At 68.4% G+C, this 21,488-nt stretch carries 20 protein-coding genes; 13 read left to right on the forward strand and 7 right to left on the reverse strand.

Features of this window, described 5'->3' with window-relative positions; all coding sequences use genetic code 11:
* Nucleotides 1-17: 17 nt before the first annotated feature.
* From ABJK40_RS05990 to add (ABJK40_RS06015), 6 genes are all read left to right on the forward strand, one after another.
* The gene (locus tag ABJK40_RS05990) at nt 18-857 is read left to right on the forward strand and encodes an ABC transporter permease subunit (RefSeq protein WP_348480058.1); all 840 of its coding nucleotides are present in this window, start codon (nt 18-20) and stop codon (nt 855-857) included.
* On the forward strand, nt 854-1,774 hold the full coding sequence (locus tag ABJK40_RS05995; protein WP_348480057.1) for an ABC transporter permease subunit: 921 nt from the start codon (nt 854-856) through the stop codon (nt 1,772-1,774). Before ABJK40_RS05990 ends, ABJK40_RS05995 begins: the two co-directional genes overlap by 4 nt.
* On the forward strand, nt 1,771-2,739 hold the full coding sequence (gene add / locus ABJK40_RS06000; RefSeq protein ID WP_348480056.1) for an adenosine deaminase: 969 nt from the start codon (nt 1,771-1,773) through the stop codon (nt 2,737-2,739). The genes ABJK40_RS05995 and add (ABJK40_RS06000) overlap by 4 nt, the downstream gene beginning before the upstream one ends.
* Nucleotides 2,740-2,801: 62 nt before the next feature.
* Nucleotides 2,802-4,679: an adenine deaminase C-terminal domain-containing protein gene (locus ABJK40_RS06005; protein WP_348480055.1), complete on the forward strand. Its 1,878-nt coding sequence runs from the start codon at nt 2,802-2,804 to the stop codon at nt 4,677-4,679.
* On the forward strand, nt 4,676-5,998 hold the full coding sequence (locus tag ABJK40_RS06010; protein WP_348480054.1) for an acyl-CoA dehydrogenase family protein: 1,323 nt from the start codon (nt 4,676-4,678) through the stop codon (nt 5,996-5,998). The genes ABJK40_RS06005 and ABJK40_RS06010 overlap by 4 nt, the downstream gene beginning before the upstream one ends.
* On the forward strand, nt 5,995-7,017 hold the full coding sequence (add, locus tag ABJK40_RS06015; protein WP_348480053.1) for an adenosine deaminase: 1,023 nt from the start codon (nt 5,995-5,997) through the stop codon (nt 7,015-7,017). The genes ABJK40_RS06010 and add (ABJK40_RS06015) overlap by 4 nt, the downstream gene beginning before the upstream one ends.
* A gap of 48 nt (nt 7,018-7,065) precedes the next feature.
* Here the strand turns inward: add (ABJK40_RS06015) and ABJK40_RS06020 are convergent, their stop codons facing one another.
* Both ABJK40_RS06020 and ABJK40_RS06025 read right to left on the reverse strand, forming a co-directional pair.
* The gene (locus ABJK40_RS06020) at nt 7,066-7,497 is read right to left on the reverse strand and encodes a PaaI family thioesterase (protein WP_348480052.1); all 432 of its coding nucleotides are present in this window, start codon (nt 7,495-7,497) and stop codon (nt 7,066-7,068) included.
* On the reverse strand, nt 7,494-8,306 hold the full coding sequence (locus ABJK40_RS06025; protein WP_348480051.1) for a helix-turn-helix transcriptional regulator: 813 nt from the start codon (nt 8,304-8,306) through the stop codon (nt 7,494-7,496). The genes ABJK40_RS06020 and ABJK40_RS06025 overlap by 4 nt, the downstream gene beginning before the upstream one ends.
* Nucleotides 8,307-8,505: 199 nt before the next feature.
* Between ABJK40_RS06025 and ABJK40_RS06030 the strand changes: the two genes are divergently transcribed.
* Entirely contained in the window at nt 8,506-8,922 is a 417-nt protein-coding gene (locus ABJK40_RS06030; protein WP_348480050.1) for a nuclear transport factor 2 family protein, read from the forward strand.
* 31 nt (nt 8,923-8,953) lie between these two features.
* Here the strand turns inward: ABJK40_RS06030 and ABJK40_RS06035 are convergent, their stop codons facing one another.
* Both ABJK40_RS06035 and ABJK40_RS06040 read right to left on the reverse strand, forming a co-directional pair.
* Nucleotides 8,954-9,709 (reverse strand): hypothetical protein, encoded by a 756-nt coding sequence (locus tag ABJK40_RS06035; protein WP_348480049.1) that lies wholly within the window; start codon nt 9,707-9,709, stop codon nt 8,954-8,956.
* Between the two features lie 11 nt (nt 9,710-9,720).
* Complete coding sequence (locus tag ABJK40_RS06040) at nt 9,721-10,770, reverse strand: aromatic ring-hydroxylating dioxygenase subunit alpha (RefSeq protein ID WP_348480048.1); 1,050 nt, start codon at nt 10,768-10,770, stop codon at nt 9,721-9,723.
* 111 nt (nt 10,771-10,881) lie between these two features.
* Here ABJK40_RS06040 and ABJK40_RS06045 point away from each other — a divergent pair, with 111 nt between their 5' ends.
* The gene (locus ABJK40_RS06045; protein ID WP_348480047.1) at nt 10,882-11,868 is read left to right on the forward strand and encodes a nucleoside hydrolase; all 987 of its coding nucleotides are present in this window, start codon (nt 10,882-10,884) and stop codon (nt 11,866-11,868) included.
* Nucleotides 11,869-11,911: 43 nt separating this feature from the next.
* On the opposite strand, the gene add (ABJK40_RS06050) is transcribed toward ABJK40_RS06045, so the two are convergent.
* Complete coding sequence (add, locus tag ABJK40_RS06050) at nt 11,912-13,027, reverse strand: adenosine deaminase (protein WP_348480046.1); 1,116 nt, start codon at nt 13,025-13,027, stop codon at nt 11,912-11,914.
* A gap of 57 nt (nt 13,028-13,084) precedes the next feature.
* Here add (ABJK40_RS06050) and ABJK40_RS06055 point away from each other — a divergent pair, with 57 nt between their 5' ends.
* Together ABJK40_RS06055 and ABJK40_RS06060 are read left to right on the forward strand one after the other, a co-directional pair.
* Complete coding sequence (locus tag ABJK40_RS06055; RefSeq protein WP_348480045.1) at nt 13,085-13,609, forward strand: DNA starvation/stationary phase protection protein; 525 nt, start codon at nt 13,085-13,087, stop codon at nt 13,607-13,609.
* A gap of 141 nt (nt 13,610-13,750) precedes the next feature.
* Nucleotides 13,751-16,393 (forward strand): alpha/beta hydrolase fold domain-containing protein, encoded by a 2,643-nt coding sequence (locus tag ABJK40_RS06060; protein ID WP_348480044.1) that lies wholly within the window; start codon nt 13,751-13,753, stop codon nt 16,391-16,393.
* Between the two features lie 109 nt (nt 16,394-16,502).
* Here the strand turns inward: ABJK40_RS06060 and ABJK40_RS06065 are convergent, their stop codons facing one another.
* On the reverse strand, nt 16,503-17,408 hold the full coding sequence (locus tag ABJK40_RS06065; protein ID WP_348480043.1) for an oxaloacetate decarboxylase: 906 nt from the start codon (nt 17,406-17,408) through the stop codon (nt 16,503-16,505).
* 163 nt (nt 17,409-17,571) lie between these two features.
* On the opposite strand from ABJK40_RS06065, the gene ABJK40_RS06070 reads away from it, so the two are divergent.
* On the forward strand, nt 17,572-18,033 hold the full coding sequence (locus tag ABJK40_RS06070; protein ID WP_348480042.1) for a PPOX class F420-dependent oxidoreductase: 462 nt from the start codon (nt 17,572-17,574) through the stop codon (nt 18,031-18,033).
* A gap of 3 nt (nt 18,034-18,036) precedes the next feature.
* Here the strand turns inward: ABJK40_RS06070 and ABJK40_RS06075 are convergent, their stop codons facing one another.
* Nucleotides 18,037-18,975, reverse strand: coding sequence for a TIGR03621 family F420-dependent LLM class oxidoreductase (locus ABJK40_RS06075; RefSeq protein WP_348480041.1), 939 nt, complete (start codon nt 18,973-18,975; stop codon nt 18,037-18,039).
* A gap of 86 nt (nt 18,976-19,061) precedes the next feature.
* Here ABJK40_RS06075 and ABJK40_RS06080 point away from each other — a divergent pair, with 86 nt between their 5' ends.
* Entirely contained in the window at nt 19,062-19,994 is a 933-nt protein-coding gene (locus tag ABJK40_RS06080; protein WP_348480040.1) for a fatty acid desaturase family protein, read from the forward strand.
* An 84-nt stretch (nt 19,995-20,078) separates the two neighbouring features.
* Complete coding sequence (locus ABJK40_RS06085; protein ID WP_348480039.1) at nt 20,079-21,176, forward strand: DUF222 domain-containing protein; 1,098 nt, start codon at nt 20,079-20,081, stop codon at nt 21,174-21,176.
* Nucleotides 21,177-21,488: the final 312 nt, after the last annotated feature.

Consider the following 21,488-nt stretch of genomic DNA (forward strand, 5'->3'; position numbering starts at 1 on the left):
ACGCAACGGAGGATGCAGTGACACTCACGCTCGAACCCGACGACACCGCCCTCGGCTCGGCGTCCGAGCCGACCGGTCCGGTCGGCACCGCACGGCGTGGACGTCGCCGGATTCCGTGGTCCTCCGTCGGACTCGTCGCCGCCCTGCTCGTCGCGTGGGAACTGATCGGGCGCTTCGCGTTCGACAGCAGTGCGGTGATGCCTCCGCCGTCAGCGGTGGCGGATGAACTGACGAGTCGCTTCGGTACGTACACGGTCCACATCAGGTCGACGACCTCCGCTGCGGCGTGGGGTTGGCTGTGGGGCAACGCGATCGCCGTCTGCATCGGGATCATCGCCGTGATCTTCCCGTTCCTCGAGAGCTGGGCGATGCGCATCGCCGTCGCCGTCACCTCGCTGCCGATCATCGCTCTCGGGCCGATCTTCCAGGTGACCCTCGACGGCAACGGACCCAAGATCGCACTGGCGGCCCTGTCGGTGATCCTCACCACGCTCGTCGGCACGATCGTCGGGCTCACCTCGGTCGATCAGACCAACCTCGACCTCGTCCGAGCCCTGGGCGGGAGCCGATGGGACCAGATGCGTCGGGTCCGCTTCCGTGCCGCCCTCCCACCGTTCTTCGCCGCGTTGCGCATCTCGGCGCCCGCCGCCGTCCTCGGTGCGATCATCGGCGAGTTCCTCGGCCGCGTGGAGACCGGGCTGGGGGTGGCACTCGTCAATGCGCAGCGCAACGTGCAGACCGACCGGGTGTGGGCGATCGCCCTCCTGGCCACCGCACTGGCCGGGATCGGCTACGCCGCGATCGCGCTCGTCGGACGACGACTGACCCCATGGGTCGAGAGCGAGGTGGGCACGTGACCGATCAGCTGATCGACATCGCGACACACGATGCCGATGCCGAGCCCGCAGCGCCGACCGGCAGCCCGACGGCGCACGCTCCGCGGAGCGATCCGGCCACGACCGCCCCGTCCACGTGGCGGGTGGCGGTACGCAACGTCCGCTCCACCGTGGTGACCTTCGTGGCGACGGGCGTCCTGCTGCTGGTGCTGTGGGTCGTGTTCCTCCGGGTGGTGAACGTCGGCAGCTACGTCGGCAAGGGGCCCGGCGACGTGTGGGGCTACCTGTTCGGCGACGAGCGGTCCGCCGAACGCCGTTCGGAGATCTGGGACAACACGTACGTCACGATGAAGCAGGCGTTCGTCGGCTACGTGGTCGGCACCGCTGTGGCGATCGGGGTGGCGATGATGTTCGTGCTGTCACGGGCGATCGAGCAGGCGCTCATGCCGATCGCACTCGCCCTTCGGTCGGTGCCGATCGTGGCGATGATCCCGTTCCTCGCGTACGTGTTCGGCCGTGACACCCGCGGCTCGATCGTGATCGTGTCGATCATCGTGTGGTTCCCGACGCTGGTGTTCATGACGTTCGGGCTGCGTTCACTCACACCGCAACAGCACGACCTGTTGCGGGTGCTCGACGCGTCGAAGTGGCAGTACTTCGTGAAGGCCCGGTTCCCCTCCGCCCTTCCGTCGTTCTTCGCAGCGGCCAAGGTCACCGCCCCCCTTGCGATCCTCGGTGCCCTGATCAACGGGTGGCTCTCGACGGGCGACGGACTCGGGGACTTCATGCTCCGCTCCACCACGTCGAGCAACTACAACGGACTGTGGTCCGCAGTCGTGGTGGTGACCGTCCTGTCGATCGTCCTCGTCGCACTCGTCAACACCGCCGAAGCATTCGTCGTGGGTCGCTTCGGCGACGGCGGCACCCGTCGCACGTGAACGACGACGAACTCCGGGCACTCCCGAAGGCCGAGGTCCACGTCCACCTCGAAGGCTGTTTCGAGGTGGACACGCTCGTCTCTCTCGCGTCGAACGCCGGCGAGGCGCTGCCACGCAGTCCCGAACGACTCTTCGAGTTCACCAGCTTCGACGGCTTCCTCGAGTTCCTGAGTTGGTCGTGCGGTCTCGTCCGATCCTTCGACGACGCGTCGCAGGCTGCGTACGCGTACGCCGAGCGAGCATCCGCGGGTGGTGCGATCGCCGCGGACGTGATCGTCAACCCGACCCACTGGGGTTCATGGCGCGGCGACCTCACCGGCCTCGTCTCGGCCTTCGACGACGGTTTCGGGGCCGCCGAGGCCGACGGTTTGGCGACCGTGGGACTCTGCCTGTCGGTCATGCGCCAGCAGTCGGGCGCCGAAGCGGCGGAACTGGTCGACTGGATGATCGAGGCGCGTCACCCGCGGATCGTCGCGCTGTCGATCGACGGCAACGAGAAGCTCAGCGGTCGGACCGGACGACGGTTCGCGTCGGCGTTCGAGCGCGCCGGCGCGGCGGGCCTGCGGCGCACCGTGCACGCCGGGGAGTCGAGTGGACCCGACGGAGTGATCGACGCACTCGAACTCCTCGGCGCCGATCGCATCGACCACGGGGTCCGATCGGTCGAGTCGCCGGAGGTGGTCGAGGCGCTCGTGGAGCGGGGCACCACGCTCGGCGTGTGTCCGTCGTCGAACCTCGTGCTCGGCCTGTACCCGGACATGGCATCACACCCGATCGAACAGCTCCGCTCTGCCGGTGTGGCGGTCACGGTCAACACCGACGACCCGGCGTTCGTCGGCACCGACCTCGTCCGTGAGTACCGGCGGTGCATCGAGGAGTTCGGCTGGACGGACGACACCGTCCGCGAGGTGGCCGCCGCGTCACTCGCTGGATGCTTCCAACTCGAACGGACCGCGTCGAGATGATGGTGTCGAGATGATGGTGTCGAGATGACCGGCTCCGCATCGCGATCCGAGCAGGCGACACGATGATCGTCCCGACGAGCATGCTGCCCGGTCCGGAGTTGCTGCAGCGTCTGCGGATGGTCGCCAACGGCACCGAGCAGGGCGACGTGATCGTGCGCGATGCGATGGTCGCATCGCTGCACACCGGGGAGTGGCTGCGACGCGACGTGGTGATCGCCGGCACACACATCGCCGCAGTGACACCGGTCGGCGTGTACGACGCAGCGGGCGAGATCGATGCCGCCGGGAAGTCGGTGATCCCCACCTTCATCGACACGCACATCCACATCGAGTACACGATGCTCACCCCCGGCGAACTCGCACGGCTGATCGTGCCGCGCGGAACCACCACACTGCTCGCCGACCCGAACTGCATCGCCAACGTGCTCGGGACCCGGGGGATGGACCTCGTCGGTTCCACCGGCACGCCACTGCGCATCCTGCAACAGGTGTCGCCCGAAGTTCCTCGGCTCCCGACGATGGAGCTGGGTGGCGCGGTGGTCGCCCCGGCGGACGTCCACGAGCGTCTCGACCGGCCGAACGCCGTCACCCTGGGCGAGGGCAACCCGTTCAACCTGTCGATGCTCACGGCGGAACTGCAGCACCACGCACTCGAGGCGGGCCTGCGGATCACCGGCCACACGGCGCGCCTGTCCGGCCCGCCGCTGTGGGCCTACGTCGCCGGCGGGGTCGGCGACGACCACAACGCGGTCACCACCGACGAAGTGCTCGAACGCCTGCGGCTGGGAATGGTGATCACGGCGATGGCCGGCTCGATGAACGACAACTGCCCCGACGTGTTCGCCGACCTCGACATGCTGCGCGACGCATTCGGTCACATCTGCTTCTGCGCCGACGACAAGCACGTGGTCGACCTGGATCGGGAAGGTCACATCGACCACCACGTCCGCCAGGCGGTCGCATGCGGGGTCGACCCGATCCAGGCCGTGCGGATGGCGTCGCTCAACGCTGCGATCCACTACCGCCTCGACCACGTCACCGGGTCGATCACCCCGGGCCGTCTCGCCGACCTGCAGATCGTGGAACGGGTCGCCGACCCCGACCCGGCCGGCCGCCCCGTGCTCGTGATGGTCGGTGGTGCGACGGTGGCAGTCGACGGCGAGCCGCTCTTCGACAATCCCGACTCGATGCCCTCCTGGGCGTTCGACACGATCCGACTCGCTCCCTCGCTCGACGCGTCGTCGTTCGCCGTCCCGGCTGCAGGACCCACCGCATGGATCCAGGCCGTGGAGATGTACGACGGCTACTTCAAGCGCGCATTCCACTGCTCGCTCCCTGTCGTCGACGGCACGGTGCGCTGCGACCCGACCAACGACGTCGCGAAGGTCGCGATCGTCGATCGACACCACGCCACCGAGACGGTCGGCGTCGGATTCGTACGCGGCTTCGGGCTGCTGCGCGGTGCACTGGCCGCGTCGACGAACTGCGAGAACCAGAACATCGTCGTCATCGGCACGTCCGACGAGGAGATCGCCTGCGCGGTGCGAGCGATCGAAGCATGCGGGGGCGGCTACGTGGCGGTCGCCGACGGCGAGGTGATCGGCGAGTGCCCGCTCCCCGTGGCCGGCATCATGAGCGATCAGCCGTGGGAGGTGGTGCGTGACCTGGCCGACGGCGTCGACGCCGCGGCGGCATCGCTGGGATGCGTGATCCATGCGCCGTTCATGATCATGGCGTTCGTCGGTCTGGCCGGCGTGCCCGATCTCGGTCTGACCGAGCGTGGCCTGATCGACGTGGCTGCCCAGGAGTTCTGCGACGTCGTCCTCACCCAACAGGTCGACGTGGTCTGCTGCCGATGCCCGACGCATGTCCACGACGTCCACCGCCACTTCGATCCGGCGAGCGCGCGATCCGAACCGGAACTGGAGACCATGCCATGACCGTCACCGACCCGGCCTCCGACGCCGACAACGCGATCTCCGACCATGCGACGCCGACCGTACGGACCGACGAGCTGATCCCCCTGCTCGGTGCGGCCGTGCCCGCCCCTCGACTCGCGCCGGGGGAACACGCGGTACTGGTCCGGTTGGACGCTGCAATCGACGAGGTCGTCGCTCCACTCGCCGTCGAGCACGACGCGGCCGGCCGGTATCCGACGAGAGCGATCCACGCACTCAAGCAAGCGGGGCTCCTCGCGCTCGCCGTTCCCACGGAGTTCGGAGGCGTCGGCGCCGGCCACGCGGCGAGCCTCGAAGCCCAGGTCCGCCTGGCTGCCGCCGACTCCGCCGTCGCCCAGGTGTTCAAGGTGCACGACGAACTGGTGCGGGAGATCTTCGTGTACTGCCCCGACGAACTCCGGGCCCCGCTGGCGACCCGTATCGTCGACGATCACCACGTGCTCGGGCTCGCCGTGGCCGAGTCGGGCAAGCGGGTCGACACGCCGTGGACGACGACGGTCGTTCCGCACGACGCCGACGGTGCCGGTGGATGGGTGATCGACGGGACGAAGATCTACACGACCGGTGCAGCCGAAGCCGACGAGGTCGCCGTGTGGGCGTTCGACCCGACCGCGCCCGGCATCGCCGACGACCCGCTGCTCGGGTTCCGCCTCACGCTCGTCGAGCGAGGAGCACGCGGCATGGTCGTGCACCGGGACTGGGACGCACTCGGCCAGCGGGCCACCGACTCGGGCACCATCACGTTCGACGGTGTGATCGCACCGCTGGCGGCCCAGGCGAGCATCCCCGGGCGGGCGCCGCTGCTCCAGAACTCGCTGCGGTACCAGGCCGGGTTCGCCGCCGTGCTCGTGGGCATCGGGCTCGGTGCGATCAGGTCGGCGCTGCCGTTCGTGGCGGACTCCTCTCGGCCCTGGCCCTCGGCCGGCGTCGAGTCGGCCACCGACGACCCGATGGTGCGGCGACTGTGCGGCGAACTCGCGGCCGACCTCGTCGCCGCGTACCACTCGACGATGGCCACGGGCGCCCTGCTCGATCGCTTCGAGCAGGGCGAGATCGACCGGACGCAACTCGCCGTTCCGATCTACGCCGCGAAGGCGTCGGCGTCGAGGGCTGCGATCGCGGCCACGTCACAGATCCATGCGCTGATGGGCACGCGCTCCGCGAGTGCGGCCGCGGGCTTCGACCGCTGGTGGCGCAACGCACGCACACTGTCGCTCCACGACCCACTCGACTGGAAACACGAAGAGATCGGTCGGCACCTGCTGACCGGCTGGCAACCCGAACCGGGGATCTACACATGACGAACGACCTGCTCACCGACATCGAATCCGCCCGCGACGGCACGAGGAACCTGGCGACGCTCCCCAAGGCGCACCTGCACCTGCACCTGGAGGCGGGGATGCGCAGCGACACGCTGGCAGACCTGGCGGCCAAGTACGACCTCGACGTCCCGAAGATCGGGAACTACGGGTCGTTCACGGCGTTCAGTGCCACCTACGAACTCGCCACCGAGGTGCTGCGCGAACCCGACGACTGGGCGCGCATCGCCGACGAGATCTGTGCCGACCAGGTGGCCGACGGCGCGGTGTATCTCGAAGCCACGTTCTGGGCCGGGCACTACCGGCACCGCTTCCACTCCGACGAGGAGTGCTGGGCGATGGTGATGTCGACCTTCAACGCCGCAGCGGAGCGGCATGGCCTGGCGATCGGATACATGCCGGCGGTCGACCGGGTGAAGGACTCGTCGAAGGAGGCGATGCGACTCGCGCACATGGCGGTGGAGATGATCCCCGACGGGGCGGTCAGCTTCGGGCTGCACAACGACGAGGTCGGCCACCCCGGCACGCCGTATGCGGAAGCATTCGCGTATGCCAAGGAGCACGGCCTCCAGTCGACTCCGCATGCAGGGGAACTCGAAGGTCCACATCACGTGGTCGAGGCGATCGAGGTGCTCGACGCCGACCGGATCCTCCACGGCGTGCGCTCGGTCGAGATGCCCGGGCTCGTCGAACGGATCGCCGATGCCGGCATCTGCCTCGACGTGTGCCCCACGTCGAACCTGTTGCTGAGCATCGTGCCCGACTTGGCGAGTCACCCACTCCCGCAATTCCTCGAGGCCGGTGTGCGGTGCAGCATCAACGGCGACGACCCGTTGCTGTTCGGCCCCGGTCTGCTCGACGAGTACGTGCTGTGTCGCGAGCAGATCGGCTGCACGGACGAGCAGATGGCCGCGATCGCGCGGTCGTCGATCGAGTGCGGCGGTGCGCCGGACTCCGTGAAGGCCTCGGCAGTCGCCGGCATCGACGCCTGGCTGACCTGACCGGTGCACGGCCGCCGGCGCCGTCGGCAACCGACCAGGGTCGCGTGATCAGGGTCGCGGACGCAGCACCGTCTGGGTCTGGGTGGTCTTGGCGACGAGCCGATCACCCTGACGCACCTCCGTCTCGATCACCATCGTGGTCGATCCGACGTGGAGCGGCGTCGCCGTGGCCGTGACGGTGCCGTCCCGCACGGCGCCGAGCAGGTTGGTCTTCGACTCGATCGTCGAGGTGCCGACGGACCCCTCCGGGAGGTTGAGGAACGCAACCGCCCCTCCCGCCGAGTCGGCGAGCGCCATGACCGCACCACCGTGGAGGACGTGGTTGCTCGTACAGAGTTCCTCCGACCAGTCGAGCGACAGCTCGACTCGCTGAGCGGTGAGCACCCCGGCCGTGACGCCGAGCGTCGCGCACAGCGGCATGGCTGCGTGGATGAATGCGGTCGGGTCGTCGCTGGGCTGGTCGTCGCTGGCGGTCGTCACGTGTGCTCCTGTGTCGTCGGTGATCGTCGGAAGTGGTCGGCAGTGACCGCGTCGTTGGGGAAGAACAGTTCGACGGCGAGTTCATCCAGGGTGATGTCTCGGGGAGTACCGAACGTGGTGAGCGTGGTGAACATCGACAACTCGATGCCGTCGAGGTCGAGCCGGTACGGGATCAGCAGCTCGGGTGCTCCGGTGGCGGCCGACCAGTCCGTGCGAGCCAGGAGTTCGACGATGTTCGGGTAGCGGATCACTTCGCCTTCGATCTCGACGAGACCGGGGTCACCGGTGACGGCGACGAGCCGGTGGAGTTGTGTGAGCAGGTGCGTGGCCCACCGATCGAAGTCGAGGGTGTGGGCGGCGAGACCGTCGGGATGCAGGCTGGCCCGGAACACGTTCATCGGCGGCCCGGCGAGGTGTTCGGGCAGCAGCGCTGCGAGAGCGCGGGCGCCACGGTTGGCGAGCACGACGTTCCAGTGACGATCGAGCACGAGACCGGGGTAGGGGTCGTGGGTGTCGAGCAGGCGTTGGAGCGACTCGGCGACACCGGACATCGACGGATCGTCGAGCGACGTGTGCCGGTAACGGGGTGCGAACCCGGCGGCGAGGAGCATCGTGTTGCGCTCGCGGAGCGGAATGTCGAGGTGGACGCCGATCGCGTCGATCAGCTCCGGGCTGGGTCGCGACCGGCCGGTCTCGACGAAGCTCAGGTGCTTCGGTGAGACGCCGACGTCGTAGGCGACGTCGAGTTGGCTGCGCGACCGTTGGTGTCGCCAGTGGCGCACGAGGGTGCCGACATCGGTCTTCGTCATGCGAGAACAGTACGAAGCGGGCGGCACGGCGGCTACTACCTCGGAGGTAGTGGCTCGGAGGTAGTGGCTCGGAGGGAGTGGCTCGGAGGGAGTGGTGGCGATGCGGCTCACTACCCGACGGGTAGTAGCAGTCGAGCGGACGACCGTTCATCGTGGCGGGTGCACGGGATCGTCCCGGGCACCATCGAAGGGAACCCTCATGACCGACATCACCGCCACCACCTCCACCACGACCACCGCCGCTGCCACCACCCCGGCTGCGACCGTCATCGACCGCTACCTGGCCGCCTACGGCGAGTCCGACGCGTCGACACGGCGCGACCTGATCGTCGAGGTGTTCACCACCGACGCGACCGTGACGGATCCGCCGCTCGGCGGCGCCGGCCACGACGGCATCGACGCGATGTTCGCCGCTGTCCAATCGCAGTTCGCGGACCACACCTTCCGCCGCACCAGCGCCGTCGACACTCACCACGACGCAGCCCGATACGAGTGGGACCTCGTCGCAGCCGACGGCACCGTCAGCGTGACGGGAACCGACTTCGCCCGTTTCGACGACAGCGGACTGATCACGTCGATCGTCGGATTCTTCGGACCGGTGCCGAGCGACGCGTGAGGATCTCGCCCGCCGGCCGGTCGACGGCTGCTCAGGCGAGGAAACGCGTGAGCAGTCGACGGAGTTCGACCGTCGGCCGATCGGCGAGCGTGTGCACCTCGACGGTGAGGTCGAGGGCGATCGCGTTCGAGTCGAGCGCCTCGACGATCCGTCGATCCTCCTCGGCGACCAGTTGCTGGAACGCGATCGCGCCCTCGACGGTGGCGCGGCCGTCGACGATGTCGTCACGCCACAGCACGACCCACAGCACGGTCGTGTCTCCGTCGACCGGCTGATGCGCGAACAAGGTGGTGACGACGGCGTCGTCGTCGAGGTACTCGAGTCGCAGGACGACGGTGAACGGTGCGGTCACCTCGATCACCATCCGCCGGCGACCCGTCCCGTCCCCGTGCAGTCGCATCGTGCGGTGGCGATGTTCGATCGAGAAGCCGGTCTCGGTCACCACGGGGACGATCCGGGGGACCTCGGCCTCGTCGGGGTCGGCGAAGGAGGTGGCGTGCACGAAGGGCAGGTGACCGAGGTCGGCGAAGTTGTCGGCCATCTGCGCGGCACCCGCACGCCAGACCCCCACCGGCGCGATCATCCGCGTCATCGTCGGATCGTCGTCCTCCGCGACCTCGGGCAGCGGAGCCCGCGGCTCGAACGGCGCCACCCATCGCAGCCCGAACCGGTCGCACACGGAGTGTGCGTTCGTCCACTCCCGACCCAGGAGTCGCCACGGCGGCTCGGCCCCGGCGAGGCCGACCGGATGCCAGCCGTGTTCGAGCCCGGGCGACAGGTTGTCCACCGTCCCACGACTCACACGATGCTCAGGGGCACTCGACGGTTCGGCGAGACGTCGGAGCGACCGGCGAGTTCGCCGAAGAGTCGGCGGTACTCGACCGTCATGCGATCGCTCCTCGTGTGGATCTCGTCGCTCACCGTCACGGGGAAGTCACTGCGGATGCCCTCCAGGATCGGCCGGTCCTCGTTCGTGACCGCCCGGTCCATCCCGATGATCGTCGCCCACCGCTCCTCGTCAGGACGGTCGTTGCGGGCGCTGAGCTGCCAGAAGACGCTGCGGTGATCGTCGATCGGTGTCGCCCCTTTGAACAGGACGTGTTCGACGCCGTTCGGGTAGCAGAGGCGCGCCGCGAACACGAGCGGTTGGATCAGGTCGACCCACGTGTCACGGGTGGCGAACTCGTCGTCGATGCCGAGGTTGCGACGCTGCACGTCGTCGAGGCGCGTGTGGTACTGCAGGTGGAAGGTCAGGCCGTGGTCGTGTCGCTCGACGGTGAACGGCGACAACTCGGACTGGCCGGGGTCGCCGATGGTGCCACGGTGGACCCAGGCGACGTGGGCGATGTCGAGGCTGTTGTCGACGATGCGCGGCGCCGATGCGTCCCACTCCTCGACGAACTCGATGCGGAGTTCGAAGTCCGGGTCCGACGCTGCCGGCAGATCGGGTACGGGTGCGCACGGCTCGTCCAGTGCGAGCCACACGAGGCCGTAGTGCTCCTCGCAGTGGACCGGGTCGAGGTGGGCACGCGAGGGGATCGGCAGGTCGGGCGGGTTCTGGGGGATCTTCGTGCAGGCACCGTCGGCGGCGTACTCCCACCCGTGGTACGGACACACGACGCAGCGGATGCCGTCGGAATCGGGCTCGGAGAGCCAGCCCTGCGACAGTCGAGCAGCACGGTGCGGGCACTCGTCGACGGCAGCCGAGATCGGGCCGTCCGGCGTCGGGCGCCAGAGCACGACACCGGTGGCGAACAACTCGACACGCACCGGGTCGTCGGCCACGTCGGTGCAGCGAGCGACCGGGTGGAAGTACGAGCGCAGTGCCGGGATCTCGGAGACGAGCACCGTGCGTACGGTACGAAGCGGTTGTTGACCCAGTGTTGCGTCGGTGTGAAATCACGATGCCGCGGTCTCGGCGAGGCGATGGTCGCCCGCCTCACGTGACAGCCTGTCGAGATGGCCGAAGGACTCCGACCGCTGCTCGTCGACACCGATGGAGGCATCGACGACTGCGTTGCCGTGTGGTGGCTCCTCGACCGGGACGACGTGGAGATCGTCGGGATCACCGTCGTCCACGGCAACGTGGCGACCGAGGTCGCTGCGGCCAACATCGGTCGGGTCCTCGAGGCCCACGGCAGCACCGGGATCCCGATCGCCCTGGGTGCGACCGTGCCGTACGGACCGGCGCCGGCGATGCGCCCCGCCGACTTCATCCACGGCGCCGACGGCCTCGGCGACACGAACCGACCGGCGCCGGTCACGCTGCCGGGGACCGAGACGGCGACGGAGCTCATCTCCCGCCTCGCCGCCGCGCACGAGGGGAGCCTCGAGATCCTCACGCTCGGCCCGCTGTCCAACCTCGCTCACGCTCTCGACGACGTCCCCTCGCTGGTGGCCGCGACGAAGTCGATCACGGTGATGGGTGGGGTGATCGCTTCGTGCGGCAACGCGCAGCCGATCGGCGAGGCGAACATCGCCAACGATCCGACCGCAGCGCAGCGAGTGGTGACCGCCGGCTTCACCGACGCGACGCTCGTCGGCCTGGACGTCACGCACACGGGCACGTTCACCGGCGAGCAGTTCGCACTGGTCGAGGAGCAGCGCAATGCCGCCGCTCGCTTCCTGTGTGAACCGCTGCGCTTCTACCGGCGCTTCGGAGGAGCGTTCTGCATCGAAGGAGAGTGCCCCTGCCACGACCTGCTCGCGGCGATGGTGGCGGTGCGTCCCGAACTGGTCGACGGTCCGGTCCTGCCCCTCGCCGTACAGACGGCCCCGGGCCCTGCATGGGGCGCCACGGTGGCCGATCGGCGTCAGCCGTTCTTCGACCGAGCGGGCGAGGGCTCGGTCCAGAACGTGCCCGAGGGCTTCGCTCCGTGGAAGTGCGCGATGACGACCGACGTCGCCGGGTTCAGGGCCGAGGTCGACTCGCTGTTCGGCGGATGAGCCGCGTCGCGAGCGCCATCGTTCCGGATCCGAAGCCTTCTCGTCAGGTCAGCCCGTTCGCAAGAGCATCGAACTCGATGGCCCACTCACGGCGCATCCGACGCTTCTCGGGCTCGTCGAGCCAGGAGCCGTCGATGCCGTTCAACATCGACTGACGGAAGTCCTCGACCTCGAACCCCATGTGGTCGTGCGCCAGGATCATGTCCTTGGTCGGATCGGTCCTGAACATCGGTGGATCGTCGCAGTCGAGGCTGATCTTCAGTCCGAACTCGCGCATCTGCTTGATCGGATGGTTCGCGTGGTCGTCGCCGAAGTACACCCACGACGTCGACACCGGCGTGCAGGTGAACACCACGCCGTCGTCGCGACACCGCTTCATGATCTCCTCGCTCTCGACGACGTGGTAGCCGTGATCGACACGCTCGCACCCGAGCAGGTCGAGTGCCGTCTCGATGTTGCGCGGCGGCGCATCCTCGGACTGGTGCGCGGTCAGGTGATACCCGTTGTCCTTGGCGAGCTTGTACGCCTTCCAGAATCCTTCGGGTGGGAACCCGGCTTCGGCGTAGTCCATCCCGATGCCGATCACCTCGGTCCGCGGGTTGGCGAGCATCGTGTCGACCATCGACACCGCGAGGTCCGGGCTCTCCATCCGGTTCACCGCTGCGATGAGCCGGCACTCGACACCGTGATCGGCGCGTGCCGCATCGATGCCGTCGATCAGTCCGTCGACGCACGTTGCGTAGCTCACTCCCGCAGCCATGTGAGTGGTCGGGTTGAACGACATCTCGCGGTAGCGGACGTTGTGTTCGGCGGCCTCGGTGAGCGTCTCGTACGCGATGCGCGCGAAGTCGTCCCGATCGATCACGCCGAGCGCCGTGTTGTCGTACATGTGGAGGAACTCGTAGATGTCGGCGTAGTCGTAGAGATCCTCCGGCTCGTCGAAGTCCGGCAGCGCCACTCCGTGCTTGCGACACAACTCGACCGCTGTGGCGGCCTGGACCGATCCCATCAGATGCACGTGCAGGCTCACTTTCGGGATCGCCTTCAGGAACTCGTTCATCTCCACGGGCAGTCTCCTCACGGTGTGGGCCGGCGGGTCGGCCATCTCGAATGCAACCGGCACGAGCGAGCTGTGCAACGCCTGAAACCGAGCGTTCACCGAACGACGTCACGCCCGTCACGTTTCGCCGCCGATCCTGTCGGGAACGAGGAATGCATGACCGAAACCAACGGAATCAAGACGACCGTGGCGGCCCTCTCGCAGGACTCCTCCGAGAAGGCCATCGAGATCATGCAGGAGCGGCTGACCGCCCTGATCGATCTCCAGTTGACGCTCAAGCACATCCACTGGAACGTCGTGGGCATGAACTTCATCGCCATCCACGAGATGCTCGACCCGCAGGTCGACGCCGTGCGTCTCATGACCGACGCCGTCGCCGAGCGCATCGCCACGATGGGCGGTCAGCCCAAGGGCACGCCCGGATCCGTCACCTCGATCCGCACGTGGGACGACTACCCGCTCGATCGGGCGCCGAGCGTGAAGCACCTGGTCGAACTCGACAAGGTGTACTCCGGCGTGACCGCCGACCACCGAGCGGCCATCGCAGAGTTCGGAGACATCGACCCGGTCACCGAAGACCTGTTCATCGGTCACCTCGCCGAACTCGAACTGTTCCAGTGGTTCGTGCGGGCACACCTCAAGAACACCGAGGGTGACGTCATGCACCGCTCGACGGACTGACCGACACCCCAGCGCTGCGTACAACGGCCGGGCCTTCGGGTCCGGCCGTTGCGCGTCCCGGGTCGGGACGCACGTCTACCGATTCGCGTCGGCGATACGCGAACATCGGCGCATCGACCAACCGACACCAACGGGGGCAACATGACCGACCTGCAGACACGTACGAACGAGCACGGAACCGGGTCCGACGGACCCGACGTCGACGTCGTCGTCGTCGGCGCCGGCATCGCCGGGCTGTACCTGATGAAGCGGCTGCGGGACCAGGGGGTCGGCGCACGCGCGTTCGAGACCGGTGACGACGTCGGGGGCACCTGGTACTGGAACCGGTACCCGGGCGCCCGCTGTGACGTCGAGAGCATCGACTACCAGTACACGTGGGACCCGGAACTCGCCGACGAGTGGACGTGGTCGGAGCGCTACGCCACCCAGCCCGAGATCCTGCGCTACGTCAACCACGTGGCCGACAAGCACGACCTGCGTCGTGACGTCACCTTCGGCACGCGGATCGTCGATGCCCGATGGGACGACTCGACGGCGATGTGGACCGTTCGGACCGAGTCCACCGACGGAGGCACCTCCGAGACCGTCACGTGCCGGTGGTACATCATGGCCACCGGGTGCCTGTCGGCGCCGAAGGACTCCGAGTTCGAGGGCGCCGACGCCTTCGAGGGCGAGGTCCACGTGACCGGTCGCTGGCCACACGAGGGTGTCGACTTCACCGGCAAGCGAGTGGCCGTCATCGGCACCGGGTCGTCCGCCATCCAGTCGATTCCGCTGATCGCGAAGGAGGCGTCCGAACTGGTCGTGTTCCAGCGCACCCCGAACTTCTCGATCCCCGCGCACAACGGGCCGCCGAGAGCCGACAAGGTCGCGCAGTTCGAAGGGTCCGAGGACTACCGGGAGGAAGCACGCTGGTCGGCTGCCGGCGTTCCACGCCCGATCCCCGAACTCGGTGCGCTGATGGTGGACGACGAGACGCGCGACGCGCGCTACGAGCAGGCATGGGAGGAAGGCACGATCTTCTCGCTCATCGGCGCCTACAACGACCTGCTCGCCAACGCCGACGCGAACGCGACCGCCGCCGAGTTCGTGCGATCGAAGATCCGTGCGAAGGTCGACGACCCGGCCACCGCCGAGATGCTCTGCCCGACGACGTATCCCATCGCGACGAAACGGCTGTGCCTGGACACCGGGTACTACGAGACGTTCAACCTCGACCACGTGTCGCTCGTGGACCTGAACGCGGAACCGATCCGACGCATCACCGCCGGCGGCATCGAGGTCGGTCCGAACGACGGCGCGACGCGCTCGTTCGACTTCGACGCGATCGTGTTCGCCACCGGCTTCGACGCGATGACGGGCGCCATCGTCCGCGTCGACATCGAGGGTCGCGACGGGCTGTCCCTGCGAGACAAGTGGGCCGACGGCCCGCACACCTATCTCGGGTTGATGACCCACGGCTTCCCGAACCTGTTCATGGTGACCGGCCCGCAGAGCCCCTCGGTGCTGTCCAACATGGCGGTGTCGATCGAGCAGCACGTCGAGTGGATCACCGACACGATCAGGGATCTGCGCCACGACGGTCACGACGTGATCGAACCGACGCAGCTCGCCGAGACCGCCTGGGTGAAGCACAACGACGACTTCGCCGGGATCACGCTCTTCCCGCAGGCGAACTCCTGGTACATGGGTGCCAACGTGGCCGGCAAGGCTCGCTCCGTGCTGCCCTACATCGGCGGCGTCGACCGCTACCGCCAGACCTGCGCCGACGTCGTCGACTCGGGCTACCTCGGCTTCCGACGGGCGTCGTCGACGGGCGCCGCACCCGACGTCGTGAACGACGGAATCGTCCGACCCCTCGCACCCGACGTCGGCGTGATGCTCGAGATGATGGCCGAGCTGGGCGTGCCGCCGATCGAGACGATGTCACCGACCGACGCGCGTGCGTTCATGGACGCGTCGGCGGCGATGAGTCCGCCCGGACCCGACGTCGGCGAGGTGACCGACGGCGTGTTCCCGGCGGGCGACGGCGACATGGCGTACCGCCGCTACGTCCCGCTCGGATCGAGCGGCTCACCACTGCCCCTCGTCGCCTACTTCCACGGAGGTGGGTGGGTGCTCGGCAGCGCCACCTCCGACGACGCGTTCTGCCGCGACCTGTGCAATCGGACCGGTGCGATCGTGATCTCCTTCGACTACCGCCACGCACCCGAACACCGCTTCCCCGCCGCCCACGACGATGCCTGGGCGGCTCTCACGTGGGCCGCCGACCACGCGGGCGAGCTCGGGGGTGACCCCGAACGGATCGCCGTCGCCGGTTGGAGTGCGGGAGCGAACCTCGCCGGTCACGTCTGCCAACGGGCGCGTGACGAGGGTGGCCCGAGCGTCGTCGCACAACTCCTCGTCACGCCGGTGACCGATCATGCGATGGCGAGCCAGTCGTACACCGACAACGGCGAGGGCTACGTCCTCACCGCCTCGCTGATGGGGTGGTTCATGGACCACTACGCGGATGAGAACGAGCGTTCCGACACGCGCCTCGCACTCCTTCGTGCCCCCGACCTCTCGGGCCTACCGCCCGCCGTGATCGTCACCGCCGAGTTCGACCCGCTGCGCGACGAGGGAGCGGCGTACGCCGACGCGATGCGCGACGCCGGAGGCGTCGTGACCCACCTGCGTGCCGACGGCCAGATCCACACCTCGTTCGCGGCGGTCGGTGCGCTCCTCACGCCCGCCGCCGTGCGCGAACAGGCCTTCCGCGACCTCGAATCACTTCTCGGCTGACCGGCGCACCGTCTGACCGCAGAGGACACTCCGTCGGGGCAGTCGGCGCGTTCGGTGAGGCTCGATCGCCCAGGCGCCGACGCAGACTCACCGCAACGTGCTCGCGGCGCTACGAGGAGAAGCGTTGCTCGAGGTCGACGATCTCGGGGAGGCCGATGGTGTCGGTGAAGTCGGAGAAGGCCATCAGTTCGCCGACGAACGACGCCGGCGTGCCGGCGGACCTGAGCTTCGCGAGGAACTGCTGCATCGCGGTCGTCGCCGACAGCAGCGTCCCGATCGGCATGATGATCATCGAGAATCCCAGAGCCGCGATCTCGTCGTAGGTGAGCGGCGGCGTCTTGGCGCCCTCGGCCCAGTTGAACAGCAACGGCACGCCGCTGAACTCGGCCGCGACACGCTCGATCTCGTCCTCGCCCTGCAGCGCCTCGACGAACAGCACGTCGGCGCCGGCGTCCAGGCACCCGGATGCGCGCCGGATGGCTTCGTCGAGCCCGTGGGGGGCGCGGGCGTCGGTCCGGGCGATCAGGACGAAGTCGTCGTCTCGGCGCGCCGCGGCGGCGGCACGGATCTTGGCGTACATCTCGTCGGCGTCGACGACCTGCTTGTCCTCCATGTGGCCGCACTTCTTGGGCAGCACCTGGTCCTCGATGTGGATGCCTGCGACCCCGGCCTGCTCGTACTGCTGGACGGTGCGGATCACGTTGATCCGGTTGCCGTACCCGGTGTCGGCGTCCGCGACGACCGGCACGTCGACGGCATCGGCGATGCGGCGCGCGTTGTCGACCATCTCCGACAGGCCGAGCAGCCCGACGTCGGGTCGACCGAGCAGCGACGCGGCGGTGCCGAAGCCGGACATGTACACGGCATCGAAGTCGGCCTGCTCGATGAGGCGCGCTCCGAGAGCGTCGTAGCAACCCGGGAGCACGACGGGGGCCCGGTCGGCCGCTGCAGTGGCCATCAGCCGACGGAGCATCGCCGGTCCGGAGCTCGGTCGGTCACGCAGCAGGTCGGCCATCAGCGGCAAGGTACCGCGTCACGAACACCGACGACCGGTCCTGTCGATCGTCGGCGGCGACGTGGCCGCCGACGACCCTCTCGACACCACTTCACGAACGAACTAGCGTGTTCGCTCCACGACGACCCACGTCCGACGACCGATCACATCGAGGAGGCCCACCATGCCCATGATCTCGGCGACGGCGCAGACCGTGCTCGGATCCGATGCGGTCGCCCACGTGTGGACGACCAACCCCGACGGCAGCCCGCAGGTGTCGGTGGTGTGGGTGATCGCTCTCGACGACGAGATCCTGTTCGGCACCGACGCGTCCAGCCAGAAGGCGAAGAACCTCGCACGCGACGACCGGATCGTGCTGTCGGTCGAGGACGAGGAGCGCAACGCTCGCGGCTATCAACGACACCTCGTGATCCGGGGCCGTGCGCGCATCGAACCCGGCCCCGATCCGGCGTTGATGGACCGACTCGCCGAGAAGTACACGGGACTGCGCCGACACCCGCTCGCACTGCGCGACTCGGCGACCAGCGTGGTCGTCCGTGTGCAGATCGAGCGCCTCAGCGGCGTCGGCCCGTGGATCGACGACGCTGCCGACCCGTCGTTCCCCGCCGCGGAACTCGCGACGTAGCGCTCAGGTTCCGGCGAGCGCGGCGACCACCGGAGCGAACGACTCGAGCGCGTCGGACTGCACGGTCACGTAGGAACCCTGCCAGCGCTCGCGCTGCTCGACGAGTTCGTCGGCGACCTGCTCGGCCGAACCGACCATGGTGTGTGGGCTCGCGAGCAGTGTCGCGGCGTCCATGCCCATTTTGCCGGCGACCTTCTCGGCGACGGTGTCTCGAGCATCGGTGACGATCGTGACGAACTTGAGGATGCTGATCTCGACGTCGTCGAAGCGGTCGCCGGCAGCGTCGCGCACCCATCCGAGTTTCTCCTCGGTGGCGTCGGCCGACATCGATGCGATCGCCTCGGGTCCGACCGTGCCTTCACCCACGTTCGGATTGACGCCCACGATGTCGGCGAGGCGCGCCGCCGTGGAGAGCACTCGCTTGCCACCCCCACCGACGATGATCGGAGGGCCGCCCGGCTGGACCGGCTTGGGCAGACCGTTCATCTCCGAGATCGTGTAGTGCTCGCCGTCGAAGGAGAACGGCCCGTCGCCCCAGAGTCCGCGCAGCACCTCGATCGATTCGATCATCCGGTCGATCCGCACACCGGGGCGGTCGTGGGCGATGCCGGTCCACGTGTAGTCGTCGGTCATCCAACCGGCGCCGACGCCCACTTCGAGGCGACCGTCACTGAGCAGGTCGACGGTCGCCGTGTCCTTCGCGAGCACGGCGGGGTGGCGGAAGTCGTTGGCGAACACCAGGGTTCCGATGCGCAGCGCAGTGGTCACCGCAGCCGCCGTCGAGAGTGCGGCCACGGGCGAGAGTTGATCGCCGAAGTGGTCGGGCATCAGGAGCGCCGAGTAGCCGAGGTCCTCGACCTTCTTCGCGGTGTCGGTCCACTCGGACGCGGACGACGCCTTGGCGGCCATCACGGCGAAACGGAACGGGCGGGGGTGAGTCATGGCTGGGAGCCTCGCACACCGACCCGTCGCCGCAGCGGGTCGCGCGCCAAGGTCAGCGGTCGGCTGCGGCCGTAGTCTTGGAGTGGATGCAGACCATGGTCCCCGCACCGGAGCGACTGCCGTCCGTCCTCCCGACGGACCGGTTGAACGAGCGCGGCATGGCGAGGAGTCCGCTGCGTGCCGAGCTTCGTCGCATCAGCAACGTCGGCAACGTGTTCACGGTCGGGTGGGCGCTCGTGCTGTCGTTCGGCGTCGTCGCCGCCGCCGGCTGGATCCACACCTGGTGGGCCTACGTGCTGGCCTTCTTCGTCATGGGCGGCAGCCATGCACGGCTCAACATCCTCGGCCACGAGTCGGCCCACCGCCTGCTGTTCTCGAACCGGCGGGCCAACGACTGGATCGGTCGATGGCTGCTCGCCTACCCGACATTCCAGGCCCTGATGGCGTACCGCCGATCCCACTTCGCCCACCACCGCGACGAGATGGGCCCGGAGGAACCCGATGCCGGTCTGTACGCCGGGTATCCGATCGCCGCCGACTCGTGGCGTCGCAAGATGCGACGCGACGCAACCGGCGTGAGCGCGTACAAGAACTTCCGCGGTCTGTTCCGAGCGGCCCGGTCCGGCAGCACCGAAGCGTGGTACATCGTCGGGTTCCAGGTCGCGTTCCTCGCCACCACCATCGCCGCCGGCCGGCCACTCGTGTACCTCGTGTGGATCCTGTCGTGGTCCACCCTGTGGCGGGTGTCGAACCGGGTCCGGTCGATCGCCGAGCACGGAGGAATGACGCGCTCGAAAGACCGACGCGAGACGACCCACGTGATCCGCCAGTCGCTCCTCGCCCGCATGTGGATGGTTCCGTACAACACCGGATGGCACCTCGCGCACCACGTCGACATGGGTGTGCCGTGGCGGAACCTGCCACGCCTGCACGACGAGTTGGTGGCCTCCGGCTGGGTCACACCCGACCTCGAGTACCCGAGCTACCGAGCCTTCATCCGCGACGCCACCCACCGCTGACGGTCGGGCCGACCAGGCGGCCGCATCACCCCAGCGTGTGGGGTCCGAGAAACTCTGGAGTACCCCCTGAGTAGGTTGGTCGACATGGAGATCAGCCGGGCAGTCGCAGCGGTCGGGGACGCTGCCGACCGGTGCGCCCGGGTCGATCTCGACACGGTCGATCCGACCGAGCTGCGTCACGAACTGAGCGCCCTGCGAACCGGCATCTCGCGTCTCGAAGCTCAGTTCGCTCGCATGACCCACGCAGCCGACCGGGCCGGCGCGCACATCGGAACCGGCGCTCGAGACACCGCGGAGTGGGTCGGCACGCAGACGGGAACGTCGACGGCGAAGAACCGCGCCGGTGCCGATCTGGGCGAAGCGATGGCGAAGTCCGATGCGCTGGCAGCTGCGGTCGCGTCGGGTCGCATCTCGAGCGACAAGGCCAACGCAGCAGTCGGAGCAACCGGCGGGCTGGCGCTCGATGCCGAACTGATCGAGGAGATCACAGAGCTGCCCCTCCACTCGGTGCGGCCGGCCGCCGAGAACTGGAAGGCCCGCAACCACGCCGAGCAGGAAGCCAGCCGGGCGGAACGGCAACGTGCGCGCCGATTCCTCCGCTTGACCAGCGCCGCCGACGGCATGACGCGCGTCGACGGGCTGCTCGACCCCGAGTCGTCGGCGATCGTGCGCACCACTCTCGACTCCATCATGAACGAGTCCGCATTCGACGACTCCGGACGCCGTCGCGACCAACGCTGCGCCGACGCACTCGCACAACTTGCCAAGGCTGCATCGACGGGCACGATCGTCGGCGGCCGCTCGAACGCCAAGGTGCTCGTGACGGTGCCGTACGAGACCGTCACCGAGGGCGGTCCAGCTCGTGGCGTCACCCGTGCCGGACCGACCATCGATGCCGATGCGGTCCGGCAGATGGCCTGCGATGCCGGAATCCACCGGGTCATCACCGGACCAGGGTCATCACCGGACCAGGATCGTCGATCCTGGACTTCGGACGCGAGAACCGCCTCGTCTCGGAGAACCTGTTCCTGGCGCTCGTCGTGCGCGATCAGCACTGCCGTTGGCCCGGATGCACGATCCGCGCCACCTGGTGCGACGCGCACCACGTCACCGAATGGGGCCACCACGGCCGCACCAACGAGTCCACGTGCGCTCTGCTCTGTCACCACCACCACTCGCTGACGCATCAGCCCGGCTGGAAGGTCACGGGCAACGGCCACGAGGTCACCATCCACCATCCCGACGGCACCGTCCAGACCAGCCGACCGCCCACGACGCAGGTCGCCACGGCCCGGTCGTCGACGCTGAACGCCGATCCTTCCGAACCCGAGCCTCCTCCGGATGTCAGCTGGACCCGAGCCGACGCGGTCGGCCGAGAGCCGGTGTGGGGCAACGCCCGTGATTGCGAGGTCGCCGGCCAACTGGAATTCGCTTGACCTCCGTCTCTCACGGCGAGTCGTTCGAGGGTCTGTTCGATCACGATCCGATCGTGGG

Origin of the sequence: Ilumatobacter sp., from assembly GCF_039969435.1 — a bacterium.
GTDB lineage: Bacteria > Actinomycetota > Acidimicrobiia > Acidimicrobiales > Ilumatobacteraceae > Ilumatobacter_A.

Bases quoted from the DNA above. Each gene is read 5' to 3' on its own strand.
- ABJK40_RS06085 (WP_348480039.1), top strand. From the start codon at position 20,079: ATGGAGATCAGCCGGGCAGTCGCAGCGGTCGGGGACGCTGCCGACCGG.
- ABJK40_RS06060 (WP_348480044.1), top strand. From the start codon at position 13,751: ATGACCGACCTGCAGACACGTACGAACGAGCACGGAACCGGGTCCGAC.
- ABJK40_RS06025 (WP_348480051.1), bottom strand. From the start codon at position 8,306: ATGACGAAGACCGATGTCGGCACCCTCGTGCGCCACTGGCGACACCAA.
- ABJK40_RS06010 (WP_348480054.1), top strand. From the start codon at position 4,676: ATGACCGTCACCGACCCGGCCTCCGACGCCGACAACGCGATCTCCGAC.
- add (WP_348480053.1), top strand. From the start codon at position 5,995: ATGACGAACGACCTGCTCACCGACATCGAATCCGCCCGCGACGGCACG.
- ABJK40_RS06065 (WP_348480043.1), bottom strand. From the start codon at position 17,408: ATGGCCGACCTGCTGCGTGACCGACCGAGCTCCGGACCGGCGATGCTC.
- ABJK40_RS06005 (WP_348480055.1), top strand. From the start codon at position 2,802: ATGATCGTCCCGACGAGCATGCTGCCCGGTCCGGAGTTGCTGCAGCGT.
- ABJK40_RS06045 (WP_348480047.1), top strand. From the start codon at position 10,882: ATGGCCGAAGGACTCCGACCGCTGCTCGTCGACACCGATGGAGGCATC.
- ABJK40_RS06070 (WP_348480042.1), top strand. From the start codon at position 17,572: ATGCCCATGATCTCGGCGACGGCGCAGACCGTGCTCGGATCCGATGCG.
- ABJK40_RS06080 (WP_348480040.1), top strand. From the start codon at position 19,062: ATGCAGACCATGGTCCCCGCACCGGAGCGACTGCCGTCCGTCCTCCCG.
- ABJK40_RS06030 (WP_348480050.1), top strand. From the start codon at position 8,506: ATGACCGACATCACCGCCACCACCTCCACCACGACCACCGCCGCTGCC.
- ABJK40_RS06075 (WP_348480041.1), bottom strand. From the start codon at position 18,975: ATGACTCACCCCCGCCCGTTCCGTTTCGCCGTGATGGCCGCCAAGGCG.
- ABJK40_RS06055 (WP_348480045.1), top strand. From the start codon at position 13,085: ATGACCGAAACCAACGGAATCAAGACGACCGTGGCGGCCCTCTCGCAG.